General features: G+C 57.7%; 12 protein-coding genes. 7 read left to right on the top strand and 5 right to left on the bottom strand.

Annotated features, from left to right (window positions below):
• Nucleotides 1–10: 10 nt before the first annotated feature.
• Together TU74_RS00915 and TU74_RS00910 are read right to left on the bottom strand one after the other, a co-directional pair.
• Complete coding sequence (locus TU74_RS00915) at nucleotides 11–649, bottom strand: LysE family translocator (protein WP_048374602.1); 639 nt, start codon at nucleotides 647–649, stop codon at nucleotides 11–13.
• 29 nt (nucleotides 650–678) lie between these two features.
• The gene (locus TU74_RS00910) at nucleotides 679–1,116 is read right to left on the bottom strand and encodes an NUDIX hydrolase (protein WP_082149788.1); all 438 of its coding nucleotides are present in this window, start codon (nucleotides 1,114–1,116) and stop codon (nucleotides 679–681) included.
• A gap of 430 nt (nucleotides 1,117–1,546) precedes the next feature.
• Between TU74_RS00910 and TU74_RS00905 the strand changes: the two genes are divergently transcribed.
• From TU74_RS00905 to TU74_RS00895, 3 genes are all read left to right on the top strand, one after another.
• Complete coding sequence (locus TU74_RS00905) at nucleotides 1,547–3,166, top strand: FMN-binding glutamate synthase family protein (RefSeq protein ID WP_048374600.1); 1,620 nt, start codon at nucleotides 1,547–1,549, stop codon at nucleotides 3,164–3,166.
• Nucleotides 3,167–3,377: 211 nt separating this feature from the next.
• Entirely contained in the window at nucleotides 3,378–8,408 is a 5,031-nt protein-coding gene (locus TU74_RS00900; protein ID WP_048374598.1) for a dermonecrotic toxin domain-containing protein, read from the top strand.
• Between the two features lie 166 nt (nucleotides 8,409–8,574).
• Complete coding sequence (locus TU74_RS00895; RefSeq protein WP_048374596.1) at nucleotides 8,575–9,681, top strand: OpgC domain-containing protein; 1,107 nt, start codon at nucleotides 8,575–8,577, stop codon at nucleotides 9,679–9,681.
• A 54-nt stretch (nucleotides 9,682–9,735) separates the two neighbouring features.
• On the opposite strand, the gene TU74_RS00890 is transcribed toward TU74_RS00895, so the two are convergent.
• Nucleotides 9,736–11,166, bottom strand: coding sequence for an amino acid permease (locus TU74_RS00890; RefSeq protein ID WP_047273936.1), 1,431 nt, complete (start codon nucleotides 11,164–11,166; stop codon nucleotides 9,736–9,738).
• Between the two features lie 369 nt (nucleotides 11,167–11,535).
• Between TU74_RS00890 and TU74_RS00885 the strand changes: the two genes are divergently transcribed.
• The 3 genes from TU74_RS00885 (at nucleotide 11,536) to TU74_RS00875 (ending at nucleotide 16,158) form a co-directional block, all read left to right on the top strand.
• The gene (locus TU74_RS00885) at nucleotides 11,536–14,634 is read left to right on the top strand and encodes a transglycosylase domain-containing protein (protein WP_048374594.1); all 3,099 of its coding nucleotides are present in this window, start codon (nucleotides 11,536–11,538) and stop codon (nucleotides 14,632–14,634) included.
• A 133-nt stretch (nucleotides 14,635–14,767) separates the two neighbouring features.
• On the top strand, nucleotides 14,768–15,376 hold the full coding sequence (locus TU74_RS00880; RefSeq protein ID WP_048374592.1) for a PadR family transcriptional regulator: 609 nt from the start codon (nucleotides 14,768–14,770) through the stop codon (nucleotides 15,374–15,376).
• The gene (locus TU74_RS00875) at nucleotides 15,373–16,158 is read left to right on the top strand and encodes a siderophore-interacting protein (RefSeq protein WP_048374590.1); all 786 of its coding nucleotides are present in this window, start codon (nucleotides 15,373–15,375) and stop codon (nucleotides 16,156–16,158) included. Before TU74_RS00880 ends, TU74_RS00875 begins: the two co-directional genes overlap by 4 nt.
• 51 nt (nucleotides 16,159–16,209) lie before the next feature.
• Here TU74_RS00875 and TU74_RS00870 read toward each other — a convergent pair whose 3' ends face one another.
• Nucleotides 16,210–16,857 carry a Pr6Pr family membrane protein gene (locus tag TU74_RS00870; protein ID WP_047278762.1) on the bottom strand — a complete coding sequence of 216 codons (648 nt, stop codon included), beginning with the start codon at nucleotides 16,855–16,857 and terminating at the stop codon, nucleotides 16,210–16,212.
• 7 nt (nucleotides 16,858–16,864) lie between these two features.
• Nucleotides 16,865–17,095, bottom strand: a complete 231-nt coding sequence (locus TU74_RS00865; protein WP_047273926.1) for a VF530 family protein — start codon at nucleotides 17,093–17,095, stop codon at nucleotides 16,865–16,867.
• Between the two features lie 223 nt (nucleotides 17,096–17,318).
• Here TU74_RS00865 and TU74_RS00860 point away from each other — a divergent pair, with 223 nt between their 5' ends.
• Nucleotides 17,319–19,355 carry a TonB-dependent receptor gene (locus TU74_RS00860; RefSeq protein WP_048374587.1) on the top strand — a complete coding sequence of 679 codons (2,037 nt, stop codon included), beginning with the start codon at nucleotides 17,319–17,321 and terminating at the stop codon, nucleotides 19,353–19,355.
• Nucleotides 19,356–19,437: the final 82 nt, after the last annotated feature.

Here is a 19,437-nt window from a genome sequence, read left to right as displayed (position 1 = left end):
CAGGTCCACGTCATACGGTTTTTCGTTGCTCCAGCATCAGTCTCACGGCCAGCGCAGCCAGCACCCCGCCCATCACATAACGCTGCACGGCCAACCACAGCGGGTTGCGCACGAACCAGACGGCAATGCCGGAAGCGAACAATGCGATCAACAGATTCACGGTGAAACTGACGCTGATTTGCGTCAGGCCCAACAGGATACTTTGGATAAACAGCGAACCGTGCTCCGGGCTGATGAACTGCGGAAAAATCGACAGGTAGAACATCGCCACCTTGGGGTTCAGCACACTGGTCAAGAACCCCATCAGAACCAGCCTTGACGGGGCATCCGGCAGCAACTCCCGGGCGTCGAACGGCGAGCGCGCGCCGGGTCGCACCGCTTGCCAGGCCATCCATAAGAGGTACAGCGCGCCTGCCCACTTCAAGGCTTCATAGGCCAGTGGAACCGCGAGGAACACGGCCGTAAGCCCGATCGCAGCCGCCAGCATGTGCACGAAAAAGCCGGCCACCACGCCCAGCAGCGACGTCACGCCCGCCTTACGACCCTGACAGATCGAACGAGAGATCAGGTAGATCATGTTCGGCCCGGGCGTCAGCACCATCACCAGACACGCGGCGGCAAACATCAGCAAATCATGGGCAGGCATCAGGGACAGTCCTTGTCAGCAGTCAGTCGGGATCAGGCAGGAATAATCTGACGGTAGAACGGCAAAATCACATCACGGGTCAAAGGGGCCAGAGTTAGGCCACCGTCCCCGCACGGATCAATCCACTGCACTTCCTCGATCTCCGCAGCCGGGGCCACGACCGCATCGATGTGCAGCAAAAACAGTTCGGCCTGCACTTCAAACCCCGGTTCATTCACCGCAGGCGCGCAAAAATGCCCCAAATAGGTGGCACGGGCCGGGTCGATCGTGAGCGCCAGCTCTTCTTCCAGCTCTCGGGCCAACGCGTCGATGGGTTGCTCATGGGCATCGATTTTGCCACCCGGCTGCATGAACGCTTGGGTACCGCGCTTGCGCACCAGCAAGGTCTGACCGTCAGGGCCGATCAGTACGGCCGCCGCGATGCGAATGGTGTTGGGAAGGATAGCGCAGGAAATATCTGAAGAACTCACAAGAATCAGCCAACTAACCAGAAAGAGCGCGAAGGATCACATGACAGCCCCCTGACGAAAAGACACAGATAGCGCGCTGCCCGCTTCAGTCTGTATGGTGAGCCCCTTGAAAGCCCCGTCATTGATGCGGTGTGTGTTTACGCCACGACTTTCGTCGGGATGCTGCGCCCTGCGAAATCTCGTTCAATGGCGAGTCTGCTTTCTGTACTGGCGCTTGCTTGATACAGCGCAAGCGCCTCCCCGGGGAAACCTCCAGGCTAAAAAGAGAGGGCCTCTAGGATCTGTATGAAATGTCTTAAACGCCGCCTCATCGAGCGCAGAGACATTTCGGACAGAACCTGATCACACCGTGAGTCCCCGCTCGTGTTACATGCGAGCCCTTCAGGCGCAATGGCCTGACTGAACAAATAAGCCTGAAACAGGAAACCGTATGAGCCTGTCACTGTTGAGCCGTTATGCGTTTTTTGCCTTTTGCGTGATTTTCACGCTTGCCAGCCTGCCGTTCATGCACCACGAGTGGTTGTGGCCATTTACTGCGGTCACCCTGGTGTTGAGCCTGATCGGTATTTTCGACCTGCTGCAAACACCCCACGCGGTGCGCCGCAACTACCCGATTCTAGGCAACATCCGCTACATGGTTGAAACCATCCGCCCGGAAATTCGCCAGTATTTGTTGGAGTCCGACAGCGATGCGCTGCCCTTCTCTCGCGCCCAACGCTCGCTGGTCTATTCCCGCGCCAAAAATGAAAGCGCTGATAAACCGTTCGGCACGCTGATTGACGTGTACCAGTCGGGCTTCGAGTTCATCGGCCACTCCATGCGCCCTGCGCCACTGAGCGACCCGGCCAGTTTTCGGGTGATGGTAGGCGGCCCACAGTGCACCCAGCCGTACTCCGCGTCGGTGTTCAACATCTCGGCCATGAGCTTTGGCTCCCTCAGCGCCAACGCGATCCGCGCACTGAACCAGGGCGCCAAGCTGGGTAATTTTGCCCATGACACGGGCGAAGGCAGTATCAGCCCTTACCACCGGGAAAACGGCGGCGACCTGACCTGGGAACTGGGCAGCGGTTATTTTGGGTGCCGCACCGCCGACGGGCGCTTCGACCCGGAGCGCTTCGCCGTCCAGGCGCAAAACCCGCAAGTGCGCATGATCGAAATCAAGATGAGCCAAGGCGCCAAACCCGGCCATGGCGGGATCTTGCCTAAAGACAAAGTGACGCAAGAGATCGCAGAAACACGCGGCATCATGATGGGTGAAGACTGCATTTCGCCGTCGCGGCACAGCGCGTTTTCGACCCCTATCGAGCTGATGCGCTGGATTGCCCAATTGCGCGAATTGTCCGGGGGAAAACCCGTGGGCTTCAAATTCTGTCTGGGTCACCCGTGGGAGTTCATGGGCATCGCCAAGGCAATGCTCGAAACTGGCATCCTCCCTGACTTTATCGTGATCGACGGCAAGGAAGGCGGCACAGGCGCCGCCCCGGTGGAATTCACTGACCACATGGGTGCGCCCATGCGCGAAGGGCTGCTGTTCGTGCACAACACGCTGGTGGGATTGAACCTGCGCAGCAAGATCAAACTGGGCGCCAGCGGCAAAATCGTCAGCGCCTTCGACATCGCCAGCGTGCTGGCCATCGGCGCGGACTGGGCCAACTCCGCGCGCGGCTTCATGTTCGCCATCGGCTGCATTCAGTCGCAGTCGTGCCACACCAACCGATGCCCCACCGGCGTTGCCACCCAAGACCCCTTGCGTCAACGTGCACTGGTGGTGCCCGACAAAGCGCAGCGGGTGTTCCACTTCCATCGCAACACGCTCAAAGGGCTGGCAGAGATGCTGGCAGCGGCGGGCCTTGAGCACCCGTCACAGCTCCAGGCCAAGCACTTGGTACGTCGAGTCTCGGCAACCGAAGTCAAACTGTTCTCCCAATTACACGTCTTCCTCAAGCCCGGTGAGTTATTGATCGGTGAAGTCAATGGCGAGTTTTATTCGCGCATGTGGCAAATGGCACGAGCAGACAGCTTTGAACCCAACGTGATTGCGACGGCATAAGGTTCAGTCGTGCGGCACCGGGGGAATGAACATGCCTATCCCCCGGTCGCTTGAAAGAAACGGGCACACTTAAAAAAACACCGGTATTAATTAGTTACTTCTTGCACTTCAATATATGCTCACCCACTGACTGACACCATCAACTATTTAGACTTTTTAGCGCACGATAAACTTTCTAGACTCGTATTTTTAACTGTCTGGAGACAACTCGATGCCCACACCCACACCGGTTTTAAATACAGCATCTGAAACCCTGCCCAACTTGCAAGAAGTGGGTATTCACCACGACTTTATAAAAAACACTGTCCGTGAGGCCGTCAGGCAGGCGCCGCACCAAGTCATGTCAAAATTGCCTGAACATGCACTTTCTCTTCCGGCATGGTACACCGGCGCCACGCAGGCCCAACGCGAAGCCCTTAAAGAAATACAGGCCCTTAATAGCCTGTCAATGACAGCCGTCAACACGTACCTGGATCAGGTGCAGACCGTTAATACGTTTGCAAGCCCATTATTAAAAGCGGCGTTACTCAAACGATTCGGCATTGAATGCGACGTCGAAAAAAACATCATCACTCACACCAAACTCAATCTATTCACCCAAGAAGTCGAAAGTTCCACGACGCAAACGTTGCTGCAAGCAGCCCTGCATAACTTCGACGAAAGCCAGGCGCAACCCGACGGTTTTCCGAAAGGTTCTTACTTATGGACACATCAATCAGAGGGCTCTGACAAACCGGCGCCACGCTTGATTGATATCCCGCCGGTTGATTTTGCTCGCCTGTGTCGAGACCTGGATATCGGTGGCAAGTACCAGGCTCACCTCACGCGCATTTTCAATCCCGCTGACAGCGCCGCTAATCATCAACTGATCCACACCTTCGAACGCCATGATCGCGATGTGTTGATGCTACAGGCTCAGATTGCACTTATGAAAGGTGACATCAGCACCAGTACCCATAGCCTGTTGATACGTTATGCCCAGGGTGAAGAAAAACCTTTATTCAATACATTGCCCTTGACGTGTAATGCCCTGCACATGGACGACATCCCGTTCAACTCCATGATTCTGTCACATGGCGACCCGCTTGAACTGGATCGTCGTTGCATACTTTATATACCCGGCGACCCAATCAGTTGCATCAAAGAGTACCCCTCCATCCGCATGGCCTCGGCCGACTGGATGAGAAAAATGCAAGATGCGCAGTACCGTCAGTTTTTTATCCACCTGGCGCCGCAGTCTCAAAAACTTAGGCTTCTCAAACGTTTGAACTTACGGTTTATCAAGCACAATAACGACCCGCTTGAAATGACGCGCACACCCGTGCGGGGCAATCTGTTTAGTCATCTCGTTGAATATAAGAAGTTTCAGCTCCTGAACGACGCACGTTTTCTAGCCGTGCCCACGTCGGAAATAAATCGCGTCTCGCTGATCAACCGACTTGAGCATTATTTCGACGTCAGCCTGAATGTACTCAATGTCGCCGCGCTATTTATCCCCGGACTGGGGGAAGTGATGACGGTGGTCTTCGCCGCACAGATCCTGACCGACCTCTACCACGGCATTGAAGCGTGGGAGCAAAACGATCAGGCACTCGCCTGGTCCTATACCCGAAGCGTATTGATCAATGTGGCCTTTATTGCGGCAGCAGGAAAACTGGCCAAGGAATTTACGGCGCCGCCTGTCATCGAAAAGTCGCCGCTGGTTGAAGAGCTGGACATGTTTGAGCTGCCGGACGGCAGCCAACAGCTCTGGAAACCGGACCTCACTCAGTTTGAACATGACGTTCCCCACACGGCCTCGACTAAAGCAGACAAACGCGGACTCTATACTCACCAGAACAAAAGTTATGTGGCACTGGAAGGCAAGCAGTATCAAGTGCAGCACCAGTCTGAAAATACCTACCGCCTGAAACACCCCAGCCGGCCTGACGCCTATTCGCCGTTAATCACCTCCAATGGTCAAGGTGCCTGGATACATGAAATTGAAGAAATCGACACATGGGCGACCACTACCTTTGTTCGTCGCCTTGATACATCCCTCCAGGGGCTCAGCGATGAGCAGGCACTGTCTTTATTAAAAGCTTCGGGCACAGAGGAATCAGCCGTACGACAGAGTTTTATCGATCAGAAAGCGCCTCCCGCCCTGCTGGATGATTGTGTTCAGCGACTCAAAGCGCGTCTTGAACTCAAGCGGTTCATTGCACAGATGCGGGCGGGCGACACAACAGCCGATCCTTTATTGCAACTTACAGTGATGACCCACCACGAAATGTGGACCCCTAAAAAAAACCTGCGCTGCATCGACAGTTCTGGAAAGGTCATCATGGAATATGGACCTGTCACTGAAGGTAAAACACCTGTTATCCAGGTACTCGACAGCCAGGTACGTGAGGGCCAATTGCTTAAGACAGTACTGATGTCGCTAAGCAATGCGGAAATCGAATCCTTGATCGGAACAGACCCCGTGACGGGTACTGTCGTGCTTGACCTGAACGAACAGGCAACGTTATTGAGTTCCAGAATTGCTGACCACGCGCAACACCTGCAAGAAAACGTGCTGGACGCGGTGTACGCGCAGTCTCAGGAGTCTGAGGATCTGTGGGTGAAGAAACTGAAAGAGGCGCATCCGACACTGCCGCTGTCCGCCGCCAACGAAATCATCAGCACAGCCAACACCTCTGAAATCGTGCAGTTGGAAGCTGGCCGCATTGCGTTGCGTTTACAAGAGGAGGCCCGACTGCTTGAGGAAGAAAACCGGCTAATGCGTGCCTATGAAGGGTTTTACTTCGATTACCGCACTTCGCCAGATGCCCACAAACTGATACTCCACAGCTTGGCCGACATGCCAGGTTGGCCCACGGATTTCAGGCTGGAAGTTCACGACCTTAAACTCTCTGGAACGCTACTCGATCAGGTGGGCGCACCGGATGCATCGATTCGTAAAGTACTGGTCAAACAAGGTGATCGCTACATCACGTACAACGGCGAGGATCAAATGCTGCATCCTCTGGATGACATGTATACCAGCGTACTGCATGCCTTGCCCGACCTACAAAGAGCCGAGTTAGGCTTCCCTCACACCAGTCAGGGTCAACAGCTCAAAGAGGCGCTGAAACAGCACCAACCGCTGACACGCTCCAGGCTGCGTACCGTATTGGGCATGCCCCCGGAGATACTCGCACCCCGCTCACCGCTTCGCCTGGCAAAAGGACGCACCGGTTACCCGCGACTGGAAATCGAGGGGGCACGTTGTACCCGGGCACCGTTTGCCTGTATTTCCACTCATCCTCGAAGAATCCGGCATTTGAAGTCCAAGTTGTACCCCGCCCACAGTACTGAAGACGTTCAGAACTTTATTGGCGTTGACAGCTTGTTCAGCCGCGAAGGTTTGAATCGACTTGAAGCACTGAACAAAGAGCTCAAAGGGTTGAAAAAGACCCTGGAAGACTGGCAACAAGAACCTTTGGAGTTTGTGCAAATCAGCGACGCGCATATTCGCCAGGTGCACCTGCGTGACAAAGCCCGTTTCGCCGACAAGCTGATCAAATGCTGGCAGCGCACCCCCGACTCAGGAAACTTGGTACATGGCTCGCGACTGGATTTCAGCAATACTCAGCTAGGAACCTTGCCCACCCTGGAGGCCGATTTCAGTCATGTCACTTCACTGAAAATGAATAATCAATACCTGCACCCCAGTATGGATTCGTTTTTAAAGCACTTCCCCTCACTGCGCGAGCTTTCTCTGGAATCAGCCCATCTACGCAAACTCCCTGAGTCACTGTTCACTTTGCAGGAGTTGAACGTGCTCAAGTTGCACAAGAACAAGCTGGTATTCACTGAAGAGACTGCCGGCAAACTCGCCAACCTGAAAAAAATCACGGTGCTTGACCTCAGCCATAATAAGTTAGATCTCCTGCCTGATTTCAGCCAGATGACTGAACTACGCCGTCTGAACTTAAGCCAAAACCGACTCACGCAATGGCCAGCGGGGGTCAACCAATTGCAGCATTTAACGCACTTCGACTTGCGCGCAAACAGCATCACTTCGCTGCCGGCTGGGTATTTTCAATTGCCTGCAATCCGATTGAGATCGACTTTTCTACATGACAATCCGCTGAACGCCCGGACCCATGATTTAGTCAATGAACTCAGAACCCGTTTAGGGCTTCCCCTTGAGACACGTGTCCATGTAGCCGATACGCCGCACCCGGCCAATTTGTGGCTGAGCGCCGATACGCCACCTGCCGATATCCGTTTAAAAAATGAGCTGTGGGACGCTTTACACGCCGAGCCCGACTCTGAAAATTTCTTCAAGGTCATACGCGATCTGGTTGCCAGTGCAGATTATGAGCGTGACCGCATCCTGTTGACGGATCGGGTCTGGCAGGTACTTGAAACCGCGGCACTAGACAGCGAATTCCGTGCGACCGTGTTTGCACACTCGATTGAAAATGAAACCTGTGTCGACCGCGTCTCCACCCTTTTCAGTCGCTTCGGTTACAGGGTGCTGCTGCGCGAAGCCTTATTGGCTGAAGGGGCTGAAAAAGAACTCGCCTTGCTTAAGTTAATGAAAAGCGAAGTTCGACTGATCGAACTCAATGACATCGCTCAAACCCAGATTGAACTGCAGCAGGCCGCCTATGAAACCGCTCGACGCAACGCCCAATTGTCCGTGTCGGAGATTGACCGCCTTAAACCCGACCCGCTAGAGGTGAAACTGATTTACCAGGTTGACCTGGCGAAGCGGTTGGAATTGCTCTGGCAGCCAGCCCATATGAAGTTCAGGAATGTCGCCAAGGTAACGCCGGCTCAAATTGAAGATGCCTACCAGATCGTTGTCAATAAAGAAGCCAGGCCCGGTTTTATGGCCAAGCAACTCCTTGAGCAAGAACCGTGGAAAAACCATATCGAATCAACGTATAAAGCCAGCATCAAAACCAGCAATGCCTTGTTCGATCAACGCTATCTGGAACTTGAAAACCTGCGTGAAACACACCAATTGTGGGTGGATGCGACGCAAGCCGGCGATCAGGCACTGCTGACGAGTCTGCAAAGCGAACTCAAACAGCTGGCAGAAAAACTGGTGATTGATGAACGCAAGGTTTTCACTCAATCATCGGCGTTTGAAGACCTCTACCATGCCGAACTGACCGCAGTGGCCACCAATAAGGCCAAAACCCTCGAACAGATCACGCAAGGCATTCTCGATAAAAAGCTGCTTGAGGTCATTGAGGAGGAATAAAAAGGGATTTAAACGTCTCAACGTCGATGATCAGAGACACGGCGTAATATCAAGACTTTGCAATTACTGACAATTGCCTTCACCCTGCGCGCCGCCGCTGTGCGGCGCGCAACCTCTGCTGCGCAGGCCGGACTTTATCTAATCTTGATATCTGAGTACTTCCGTGATGACGACCGGACGCGACCACCGCATCGATTTCTTTCGCGCACTGGCGCTTATTTTTATTTTCTGGGATCACATCCCGCACAACCCGCTGGCTGAACTGACCGTGCGCAACTTCGGTTTCAGTGATGCCGCCGAAATTTTCGTTTTTCTGGCCGGGTATGCCGCGGTACTGGCTTACGGAAAAATCGCACAGCGGGACGGCTTTCTTCGGGCAGGCATTAAAATTCTGCGCCGCGCCTGGGTGTTGTACGTGGTGCATATTTTCTTGCTGGCGGTACTGATGGGCATTGTGTTCTTTGCCAACAATCACGTCGAAACCCGAGATCTGGTGCAAGAAATGGGGTTGCAGTACTTTTTGAGCAACCCGCAACAGGCGCTGACCGACGAACTTTTATTGCGTTTCAAGCCCAACTTGATGGACCCGTTACCGCTTTACATCCTGCTATTACTGGGCTTAGCGCTGGTATTGCCCTTGCTGCTGCGCAAGCCTGCGATGGTGGTGGGTGTTTCTTTTCTGGTGTACCTCACGGCCCCCTACTGGAACCTGGCGGCACAAGAAGGTGGGGTGTGGTTTTTCAACCCGCTGGCGTGGCAGTTCCTGTTTGTACTCGGCGGCGCTGCGGCCCTTTGGGCGCAACGCGATAAAGCGCCTGAAACCCGCCCGCTGATGCGTCAACCGCTGTTCTTGGGTTCAGTAACATACCTGGTGCTCGCAGGGCTGCTGGCACTGTCCTGGAAGTGGCCTCAAGTGCACGATGCCCTCATGCCGCTGTGGCTGGGCGAGCACTTGTACCCGATCAGCAAGACCAACCTGTCCTCTGTGCGTTTATTGCACTTTCTGGCACTGGCTTACGTAGCTGCAAAAGTGGTCCCCCACAGTCACTGGCTCAACCTTTGGCTGGTACGGCAAGCCTGTCGCATGGGGCGTTATTCGCTGGAAGTGTTTTGTTTGGGGGTGATTTTGGCGCCACTGGCCGACATGCTCAATGCACTGGGCGGTGACACACTGGCGATCAAACTGATCAGCGCCGTGTTGGGCGTGGGGATGATGGCGGTACTGGCAGCGTGGCTGGACTGGAACAAACAGTTGAATGCCACTGCAAAATAACCGTGCCGCAACGAGTTCACTCGCTCCGGCACGGTGTGTCACTGGGTCAGTGCATCAGCTTTTTTTCAGCTGCGCGCCCGGGTTCGGCTCGCTCACCTGAGTCGGCTGCAACTTGAACACGTAAAACAGCACGGTCAGCAGGATCAGGAACGCAGGCCCTACAAACAGCGCCACGCGTGTCTCCACAAAGTACGCCATCAGCCCGACCACCAACAGCAAGAACGCCAAAGCGGCATAGGAGCTGTACGGGTAGAGCCACATGCGGTATTTGAGGGCGGCGGCTTCTTCCGGGCTCAGGTTTTTGCGAAAGCGCAGTTGCGCCAGCAGAATCATCAACCAGGTCCAGATCGCGCCGAAGGTGGCGATGGCCGTCACCCACACAAACACTTTTTCCGGAGCCAGGTAGTTCAGCACCACGCCCAACAGCAACATCGCAATCGACAGCAGCAACGCCTGACGCGGCACGCCGTTCTTGGAGGTTGTACCGAAATTGGCAGGCGCCTGACCATTCTGCGCCAGGCTGTAGAGCATGCGCCCGGTGCTGAAAATGCCGCCGTTGCACGACGACAATGCCGCCGTAATGACCACGAAGTTGATGATACCGGCAGCGGTCTTGATACCCAGACGCTCAAAGGTCATCACGAACGGGCTGCCCTGGGTGCCGATTTCGTTCCATGGATAAATCGACAGGATCACGAACAGCGCGCCCACATAGAACAACAGAATGCGCCAGAACACCGAGCCAATCGCACTCGGAATGGTCTTCTGGGGGTTTTTCGCTTCACCGGCGGTGAGGCCGATCATCTCAACGCCCAGGTACGCAAACATCACCATTTGCAGGGACATCAGCACGCCCTGCACCCCATTGGGCATGAAGCCGCCGTGGGTCCACAGGTTGGAAATACCCAGCGCGACGCCATCGTTGCCAAAACCGAAGGCGATGATACCGATGCCACCGAGCACCATCGCAATGATGGTCACGATCTTGATCAGGGCAAACCAGAACTCGAACTCACCGAACGCCTTGACCGCGATCAGGTTGATCGAGCCCATGCTGATCAGCGCCGCGAGCGCCCAGATCCAGCGCGGGACATCCGGGAACCAGATCCCCATGTACACCGCCACCGCCGTGATTTCCGCGACGCAGGTCACCAGCCACAGGAACCAGTAGTTCCAGCCGGTCAAAAAGCCTGCCAGCGGGCCCAGATAATCTTGTGCGTAGCGGCTGAACGAGCCGGCTACCGGGTTGTGCACGGCCATTTCGCCGAGCGCGCGCATGATCACCAGAATGGCCAGGCCACCGATGATGTACGACAGCATGATGGCAGGGCCTGCCATTTCAATTGCCTTGGCCGAGCCCAGGAACAGGCCGACGCCGATACAGGCGCCAAGCGCCATCAAGCGAATGTGACGCTCGCCCAGTTCACGCTTGAGCGGACCGCCCTGAGCGGTGTCGCTGTGGGGCTGGTGGTTGCCGACTGGCATAAAAGTACAACCTCATATTGTTATTGGATGTGGCATCAATCGGGCGCTCTATCAAGCCGGGCGTGTGGTCCGGCTCCCCTCTTGATCGGCCCGGACCTCGTGGGTCGGCAGGTCAAAAGGGAAATGCCCTACTGAGATCGGCGGCGAGTATTGCACAGCGTTGGTGCACAGTCATGCCCCTACCTAGGACGTATTTACCTTACTTGAAGGCTCTATCCCTACGTTCTTGGGCGAATCGCCTCACCGCCGCAAGTGAGGCAACGGATGGGAATCCCGCGCGAAGAACGGCACACAAAGTTCTCGTGCCCGTGGCCCACCGTCTACGCTTGACTCAAGCGCAGCCAAAATGCGCACGTGGATCGGTCAACTATGGGCGCACTGTGGCATTCAAACTCCAGCAAACTCGCAGTGCCTGATACGGCAGTGGAGGACGCCCCGTCCCCTGCCCCACGGCACCGCGGGTGGCGTTATGGCTGGATGGCGTTGGGCGTGTTGCTGTTGATCGCGCTGGTGGTTCTGGGGTTTGCCATCGAGAAGGAAGTGCGCACCTCCAGGCTACAGGCCCTGGAGTTCAGTCGCTTTGCCGCAGCCCTGAACTATTCGATGCACGCGGGCGCCAGCGACTCCATGCTGTATCCCGGCGCAGGGCCGTTCGACAAGCGCTTGGGTTACAGCTCGCTGGGCGACTTTTTGCCGCGCCTGTTAAAACGCGATTACGTGATTGCCGAGCAAACTCGCTTCTCACCAGAACTGTTGAGCTACAGCAAGAAAGGGTTTTTCGTCCCCTACTCGGAAAAGATTCAGGCCGGACTCTCCATCACGGACTGCTCGGGAGCACCGCTGTACCACTACAACTACCCGCAGCAGCTGTATTCCGACTTCGCCAGCATCCCGCCCGTGGTGGTGCAGAGTTTGCTGTTCATTGAAAACCGCGACTTGCTCGACCCCGCCCAGCCGTTGGCCAACCCGGCGGTGGACTGGCCGCGTTTCGCTATGGCCGCTTGGTCACAGGTGGCCAAATTACTCCACTTGCCCGGCCAGTCAGCGGGTGGCAGCACGCTAGCCACCCAGCTTGAAAAATACCGGCACTCCCCCGATGGGCTGACCGTGTCGGGCAGTGAAAAACTGCGGCAGATGGTGTCTGCCAGCGTGCGCGCGTATCAGGATGGCCCCGACACCTTAAAAGCACGCCAGACGATTGTGCGCGACTACCTCAACAGTGTGCCGTTGTCGGCGGTGCCCGGGCATGGCGAGGTGCACGGTATGGCCGAGGGCTTGCGCGTCTGGTACGGCGCCGATTTCAATCAGGTCAATCAGCACCTGGCCAGCACCGCCAGCGACCCGCAAAGCCTGGCGCAACGCGGGTTGGCGCTGCGCGAAGTGCTGTCACTGATGATTGCCCAACGCCGACCTTCGCATTATTTGGCCAAAGGCCGCGACGAGCTGGCGGTGCTGACTGACAGCCATATCCGCCTGCTGGCCCAGAATCAGGTGATCAACCCTGCACTGACCACTGCAGCATTGGCCAGCCGTGTGACTTACCGGGACTGGAACACCGCCCCGACGATCCAGCCGATTGAAACCAACAAAGGCATCAGCGTGGCCCGCGGTCGTTTGTCGGCCCTGCTCCAACGCCCGCTGTATGACCTTGACCGCCTCGACCTGTCAGCCACCAGCACCTTGCAGTACGACTTGCAGCGCCAGGTCAGCGAATACCTGCGCAACCTGGCCGACCCCGCTGTTGCCGGCAAACTCGGACTGCTGGGCGAGCGGTTGCTGACCCCCAGCAGCACGGCGCAGGTGCGCTACAGCTTCACCTTGTTTGAGCTGACGCCCGATGGTGCCCGCGCACGGGTGCAAACCGACAGCACGGACCAACCGTTCGACATCAATGAAGGGAGCAAACTGGAGCTGGGCTCGACCGCCAAGCTGCGGGTGATGACCACTTACCTGCAAATCATCGCTGAGTTGCATGAGCGGTACGCGGGCCAGTCCAGCGCCAACCTGAAGAAAGTCCAGATCAATGAGCAAGACCGCTTGAGCCGTTGGGCCGTGGACTACTTGATCCGCGACCCGAACGCGAGCCTTGCCGGCATGCTCGATGCAGCGCTCAACCGCACCTATTCGGCAAATCCGGGGGAGCGTTTTTTCACCGGCGGCGGCATGCACCACTTCAATAACTTCCGCGTTCAGGACAATGGCCGCAACCCAACCCTGCGCGACGCGATCCGTGAATCCATCAACCTGCCGTTTGTGCGCCTGATGCGCGACGTGGTGCGTTACACGACGTATCAGGCGCCGAGCAACAGTGCAGAACTGCTCAAGGACGACCTCAACCCCCGTCGGCAGGAATACCTGGCGCGCTTTGCGGACCGTGAAGGCACCACCTACATGCTTAAATTCTGGAAAAAATACAAAGGCAAGGACACGCAGGCACGCCTCGATACCTTTCTGGACAGCATGCACCCCACCCCTATTCGCATGGCGGCGGTCCACCGGTATCTGTTTCCGCGCGCCGATCAGGCGACTTTCAACAGTTTTGTGCGTTCGCATTTACGCAGTGACAAGGTGCCTGACGAGCGCCTGGCCAAACTCTATCAAAGCTACAGTCCTGGCGCGTATGACCTGCCGGATCAAGGCTACATTGCCAAGGTCCACCCGCTGGACCTGTGGTTGATGGGGTATTTGCTGAACAACCCGCAAGCCACCTTCCAGCAAGCCGTCGCCGCCAGCCAGTTTGAGCGTCAGGAGGTTTACAGCTGGCTGTTCAAAAGCCGACACAAGAGTGCCCGTGACAGCCGGATTCGCACGATGCTGGAGATTGAAGCGTTCCTCGATATCCACCAGCGCTGGCAGAAAGTCGGCTACCCGTTTGATCAGTTGGTGCCTTCGCTGGCCACCGCGCTGGGCAGCTCGGGGGATCGCCCGGCAGCGCTCTCTGAGCTGATGGGGATTATCTTGAACGATGGCGTGCGTTTGCCGGTGTTGCGCATCGATACCCTGCATTTTGCCGCCGACACCCCCTACGAAACCCGCCTGATCAATGACCCCGACAAAGGCGAGCGGGTCATGCCCAGTGAAGTGGCCACCGCATTGCGCGAGGCCCTGTCACAGGTGGTAGACGCCGGTACGGCACGTCGCGTGTCCGGCAGCTTCAAACAACCCGACGGCAATGTCTTGGCCATGGGCGGCAAAACCGGCACCGGCGATAACCGCATCGAAAGCATGGGCGCTGGCGGGCGCCTTATCAGCTCCAAGTCGATCAACCGCACCGCGACCTTTGTGTTCTACATCGGCGAACAGCACTTTGGCACCCTGACAGCGTTTGTGCCGGGCCGCTCGGCCGAAGCCTTCAAATTCACCTCCGCGTTGCCGGTGCAAGTGCTCAAAGGCATGGCGCCCATCCTCACGCCCTATCTGCAACCCGCCACCCACACGTTGTGTCATCCGCCCACTGCGCAGCTGTAACACCTGCCCAAACACCCGCACCTGAAAAAACGCCGGCGCTCACTTGAGAATCGTTACCGTTCATCCTTTCGGCTTGAACACTCTTAAGATATATCTTAAGTTGTATCTAACTTATACAGAGTGCGAAGAGAACATGAGCGAACATCATCACCCCCACCACCCCCACCACCCCCACCACCCCCACCACCGCGAGCATGGCGTGCACGCGGATGGTTTCGAGAAGCGCCCCGGCCGTGAACGCGGTGGACGAGGCCCTCGTGTATTTGCCCCGGGCGATCTGAAATTGCTGCTGCTGGCCCTGATCGCCGAACAGCCTTGCCACGGCTATGACCTGATCCGCCAGATCGAAACCCTGTTCGAGGGCGCGTACAGCCCAAGCCCCGGCGTGATTTACCCGACCCTGACGTTCCTTGAAGAAAGCGAGATGATTCAGGGCGAAACCGAAGGCGGTAAAAAGCGTTATGCCATCACCGAGGCGGGTCGCCAGTCGTTGACTGAACAGGCGATTGCGCTGGACGGCGTGCGGATGCGCATTGACGTGAGCAAGCGCTCGCTGCGCGGCCATGATCGGCCGGAAGAAATCCACGAGGCCGTGCACAACCTGCGCCACGCCCTGCAAATGCACCACGGCCGCTGGAACCCGGAAGAAATCCTGCGCGTTCGCGACCTGCTCAACACCACCGCCAAAGCCATCGTCGACGGCCCCGTGACTGACCGGCCCACGCAGGAGAATGCCCAATGAATGCCGCAACGCCGCAGACCATTCACCGCGTCATGCATGAAATAAAACGCCGAAAACTGACGGTACTGCGTGTCGTCGACCTGACCCCGCGCATGCGCCGCATCACTGTCGGCGGGCCTGAGCTGGCCGGTTTTATCAGCCTGGGCAGCGATGACCACGTGAAGCTGTTCTTCCCGCAAACCGCTGAAGAACAGGCGTCACTTGAAGGGCTGGAGCTGAGCGCCGGCCTGAAAAGCACCAGCCTGCCACCGATGCGCGACTACACGCCGCGTCGTTTTGATCTGAAGACAGGCGAACTGGACATCGATTTCGTGCTGCACGGCGACGGCCCTGCGTCCACTTGGGCGGCGCAGGCGCAACCCGGCCAAACCCTGCACATCGGCGGCCCGCGGGGCTCAATGGTGGTGCCGGATATGTTCGACAGTTATCTGCTGATCGGCGACGAAACGGCCCTGCCCGCCATCGCCCGCCGTTTGGAAGAGTTGCCGGCCAACCGCCGGGCCACGGTGGTGGTTGAGGTCGAAAATGCGGCAGAAGAACAACCGCTCCAAAGCGCTGCAAGCGTTGAGGTGATCTGGGTCCACCGCGATCAGGCCACTGAAGACCTGCTCAAAACGGTCGAGCAATTGAAGATGCCCGAAGGCCAGCTGTACGCATGGGTGGCGACCGAAAGCGCACTGTCGCGCAAAGTGCGCAGAGTGTTGCTCGACACCCATGGTTTGAATGACGAGTGGGTGAAAGCCGCTGGCTACTGGCGGCTGGACGCCAGCGCCGAAGAATAAGCCGCCTGGCGGATCGCTGGCGCAGCGCCATGATTCACCGGCGCTCATCTCCTACTTCCAGCGATCCAGCCCCACCACGATGACGGCCACGACGATAAACCCCGCCAATATGCCGCTGGCATTCATGATCGTCAGCGCGTAGCCCAGCTTGTCTACATCCACAAACGGATACGGGTAGACGCCTAACAGATGCCCGCGTAGCAGGATGTAGCCGAAGTACACGAGGGGGTACAGCACCCACAGCCCGATGTGACGGATACGCAGCGCCCCTTTAGGCACGCACCACCACCAATACAGCGCGTACAGCACCGGCATCACATCGTGCAGCAGCTCATTGGCGAGCCATTGCAGCCCCTCGGGTTGCCAAAGGTTGCGCAACAACAGGCTGTAGGCAACGCCCACCACGATCATGCTCACGCAAATTCCGCTGCTGACCTTGGGTTGCAGGAAAAACCGCCTGCCCGCCGAGTCACGCCGTGTGGCTTGGCAGGTCAACACCGCTGCGGCCAGGGTGTTGGTGAGGATGGTGAAGAAACCGAAGTAATTCACCAGCCCGCCCAACAGGCTGGCGCCTGACGTCCAGCGCGCCATCAGGATCAGGTCGAGCTGAATCGCCAAGCCGCTCCAGCCGAGGATCGCCAGCCAGGAGCACAGCGTGCGTACAGTGGCTGCGCTGAATGTCGTCGGGCGAGAAGTCATCGGGCCGTCAAATATCGCGCTTGGTGCGGGCGTATTTCACATACAGCTTCTCGACCTTTTCCCGCGCCCAAGGGGTTTTACGCAAGAAGGTCAGGCTCGACTTGATGCTCGGGTCACTCTTGAAGCACCGAATATCAATGCGTTGCGCCAGCCCTTCCCACCCGTAGTGCGCCACCAGCGCGGTCAGGATGTATTCGAGCGTCACGCCGTGCAGGGGATCGTTGTTGGGTTCAGTCATGCCGAGCCTTAAGTAAGCAAAAGAAGGAAAGCCGCGCACCTTAGCCGAGCGCTGCCTCAGGGGGAAGTGCGCGTGCCCTGCCGCAGTTTAGCCCTGAGTGGGCATACGGGATGAAAGTTCCCCTTGGCGACCATTAAAGTGATGTTATATTGTAACCGTTGTTATCCCGATAGCGCGTACGCCGCGTCCGTTTTTCCCTGCCCACCTTGCCAAGGAACTTGCAATGTCGTCCCCTGCTTTGCCCCGCCCTCTTCGCCGTTTACCCCTCACCCCGTTGGCCGCCGCTCTGCTCATCGCCTCTCCCGCCTACGCCCTGGAACTGCAACCCCAAGTGATTACCGGCAACCCGCTGGGCAGCAGTCAACTGGCGTCCCCGACCACCGTGCTCGAAGGTGACGACCTGACCCTGCAACAGCAAGGCAGCCTGGGCGAAACCCTGAACAAGCAACCCGGCGTGTCGTCGTCCTACTTTGGGCCGGGCGCCAGCCGCCCGATCATTCGCGGCCTCGATGGCGACCGTATCCGCCTACTGCGCAATGGGGTGGGCGCGCTGGATGCCTCGTCACTGTCCTATGACCACGCCGTGCCGCTGGACCCGGTTAACGTCGAACGGATTGAAATAGTGCGCGGCCCCGCTGCCCTGCTGTACGGCGGCAATGCGATTGGCGGGGTGGTCAACACCTTTGACAATCGCATCCCCACCGAGGCCATTGAGGGCATTCAGGGTGCCGGGGAACTGCGTTATGGCGGCGCAGCCACAACGCGCAGCAGCGCAGGCAAACTCGAAGCCGGCGATGGCAGCTTCGCCTTGCACCTGGACGCGAATGCACGGACCTTCAATGACCTGAAAATCCCCGGCTACGCACGCAGCCGTCATGCACCGCAAAGCGAAGACGGCGACGAGAAGAAAGGCCGTCTGGGCAACAGCAATGGCCGACAGGATGGCGGTGCTGTCGGCGGTTCCTACACGTGGGACGACGGATACGCGGGCCTGTCCTACAGCAACTACGACGCCAACTACGGTTCGCCAGCGGAGCAGGATGTGCGCATCCGCATGAAACAGGACCACTACGCGTTCGCCTCAGAGCTGCGCAACCTGCAAGGTCCCTTCAGCTCACTGAAATTCAACGCGGGCTACACCGACTATGAGCACCGTGAAATCGAAGACGGCGAAGTCGGCACCACCTTTAAAAACAAGGGGTATGAAGCCCGGATAGAGGCCAGGCACGTACCCCTGGGCCCTCTTAATGGAGTGGTGGGTGCACAGGTCAATCGCAATGAGTTTTCGGCCTTGGGCGAGGAAGCGTTCGTCCCGCACACCGACACCCACAGCGGCGCGCTATTCATTCTCGAAGAGCTTCAGGCCACCGACCGCCTCACACTCAGCCTGGGCGGGCGACTGGAGCGCACGGTGGTTGACCCGGACGCCAAAGGCAATGAGCGCTTCAGCGCAGCGGACAGCTCAAAAAACTTCACCGCTGGCAGCGTCTCTTCAGGCGCGGTCTTTAGCCTGACACCGGTCTGGTCGCTGGCAGCCACGCTGGGCTACACCGAGCGCGCCCCGACGTTCTACGAGCTGTACGCCAACGGGGCACACGTGGCCACCGGCACCTATGAAGTGGGCAACGCCAACCTGTCGAAAGAAAAAGCCGTCTCCAGCGACTTGGCACTGCGTTTTGACAACGGCACCCACGCAGGCAGCGTTGGCGTGTTCTACAGCCATTTCTCCCATTACATCGGCCTTCTGGGTACAGGTCGCACGCTCAATGACGAAGGCGAACCTGACGCTGATGGCATGCCCGAATACACCTACTCCGGGGTTCGCGCACGTTTCACCGGGTTTGAAGCGAAAGATCACTGGAAGCTGGGCGAAAGCGCCTACGGTAAATTTGCACTGGAACTGGCGGGCGATTACACCCGCGCCACCAACCTCGACACCGGCCAAGCCCTGCCGCGGATTGCCCCCTTGCGCCTGAGCAGCGGTTTGCTCTGGGAGCTGGACCGCTGGCAGGCGCGGGTGGACGTCGAACACGCCAGCAATCAGGGGCGCGTCCCGGACAACGAGTCCGGCACCGACGGCTACACCACGTTGGGCGCCAGCGCCGGTTATCACTTTGATCTGGGCGGCAGCCAATGGCTGGCATTCGTCAAGGGCGAGAACCTGACCAACCAGACCGTGCGTTATGCGAGCTCGATTCTGCGAGACATCGCACCAGCCCCCGGCCGCAGCATTGAAGTGGGCTTGCGTACGACGTTTTAACGCAAGCGGCTAGCAAAAACGCCTGCGGCCCACGCCCGCAGGCGCTCGGCAACAGCTCTGGATTGGGCATGAGGTCATGACC

It is taken from the genome of Pseudomonas lundensis (assembly GCF_001042985.1).
Lineage (GTDB): Bacteria > Pseudomonadota > Gammaproteobacteria > Pseudomonadales > Pseudomonadaceae > Aquipseudomonas > Aquipseudomonas lundensis.
This window is presented reverse-complemented; position numbering and strand designations above follow the sequence as displayed.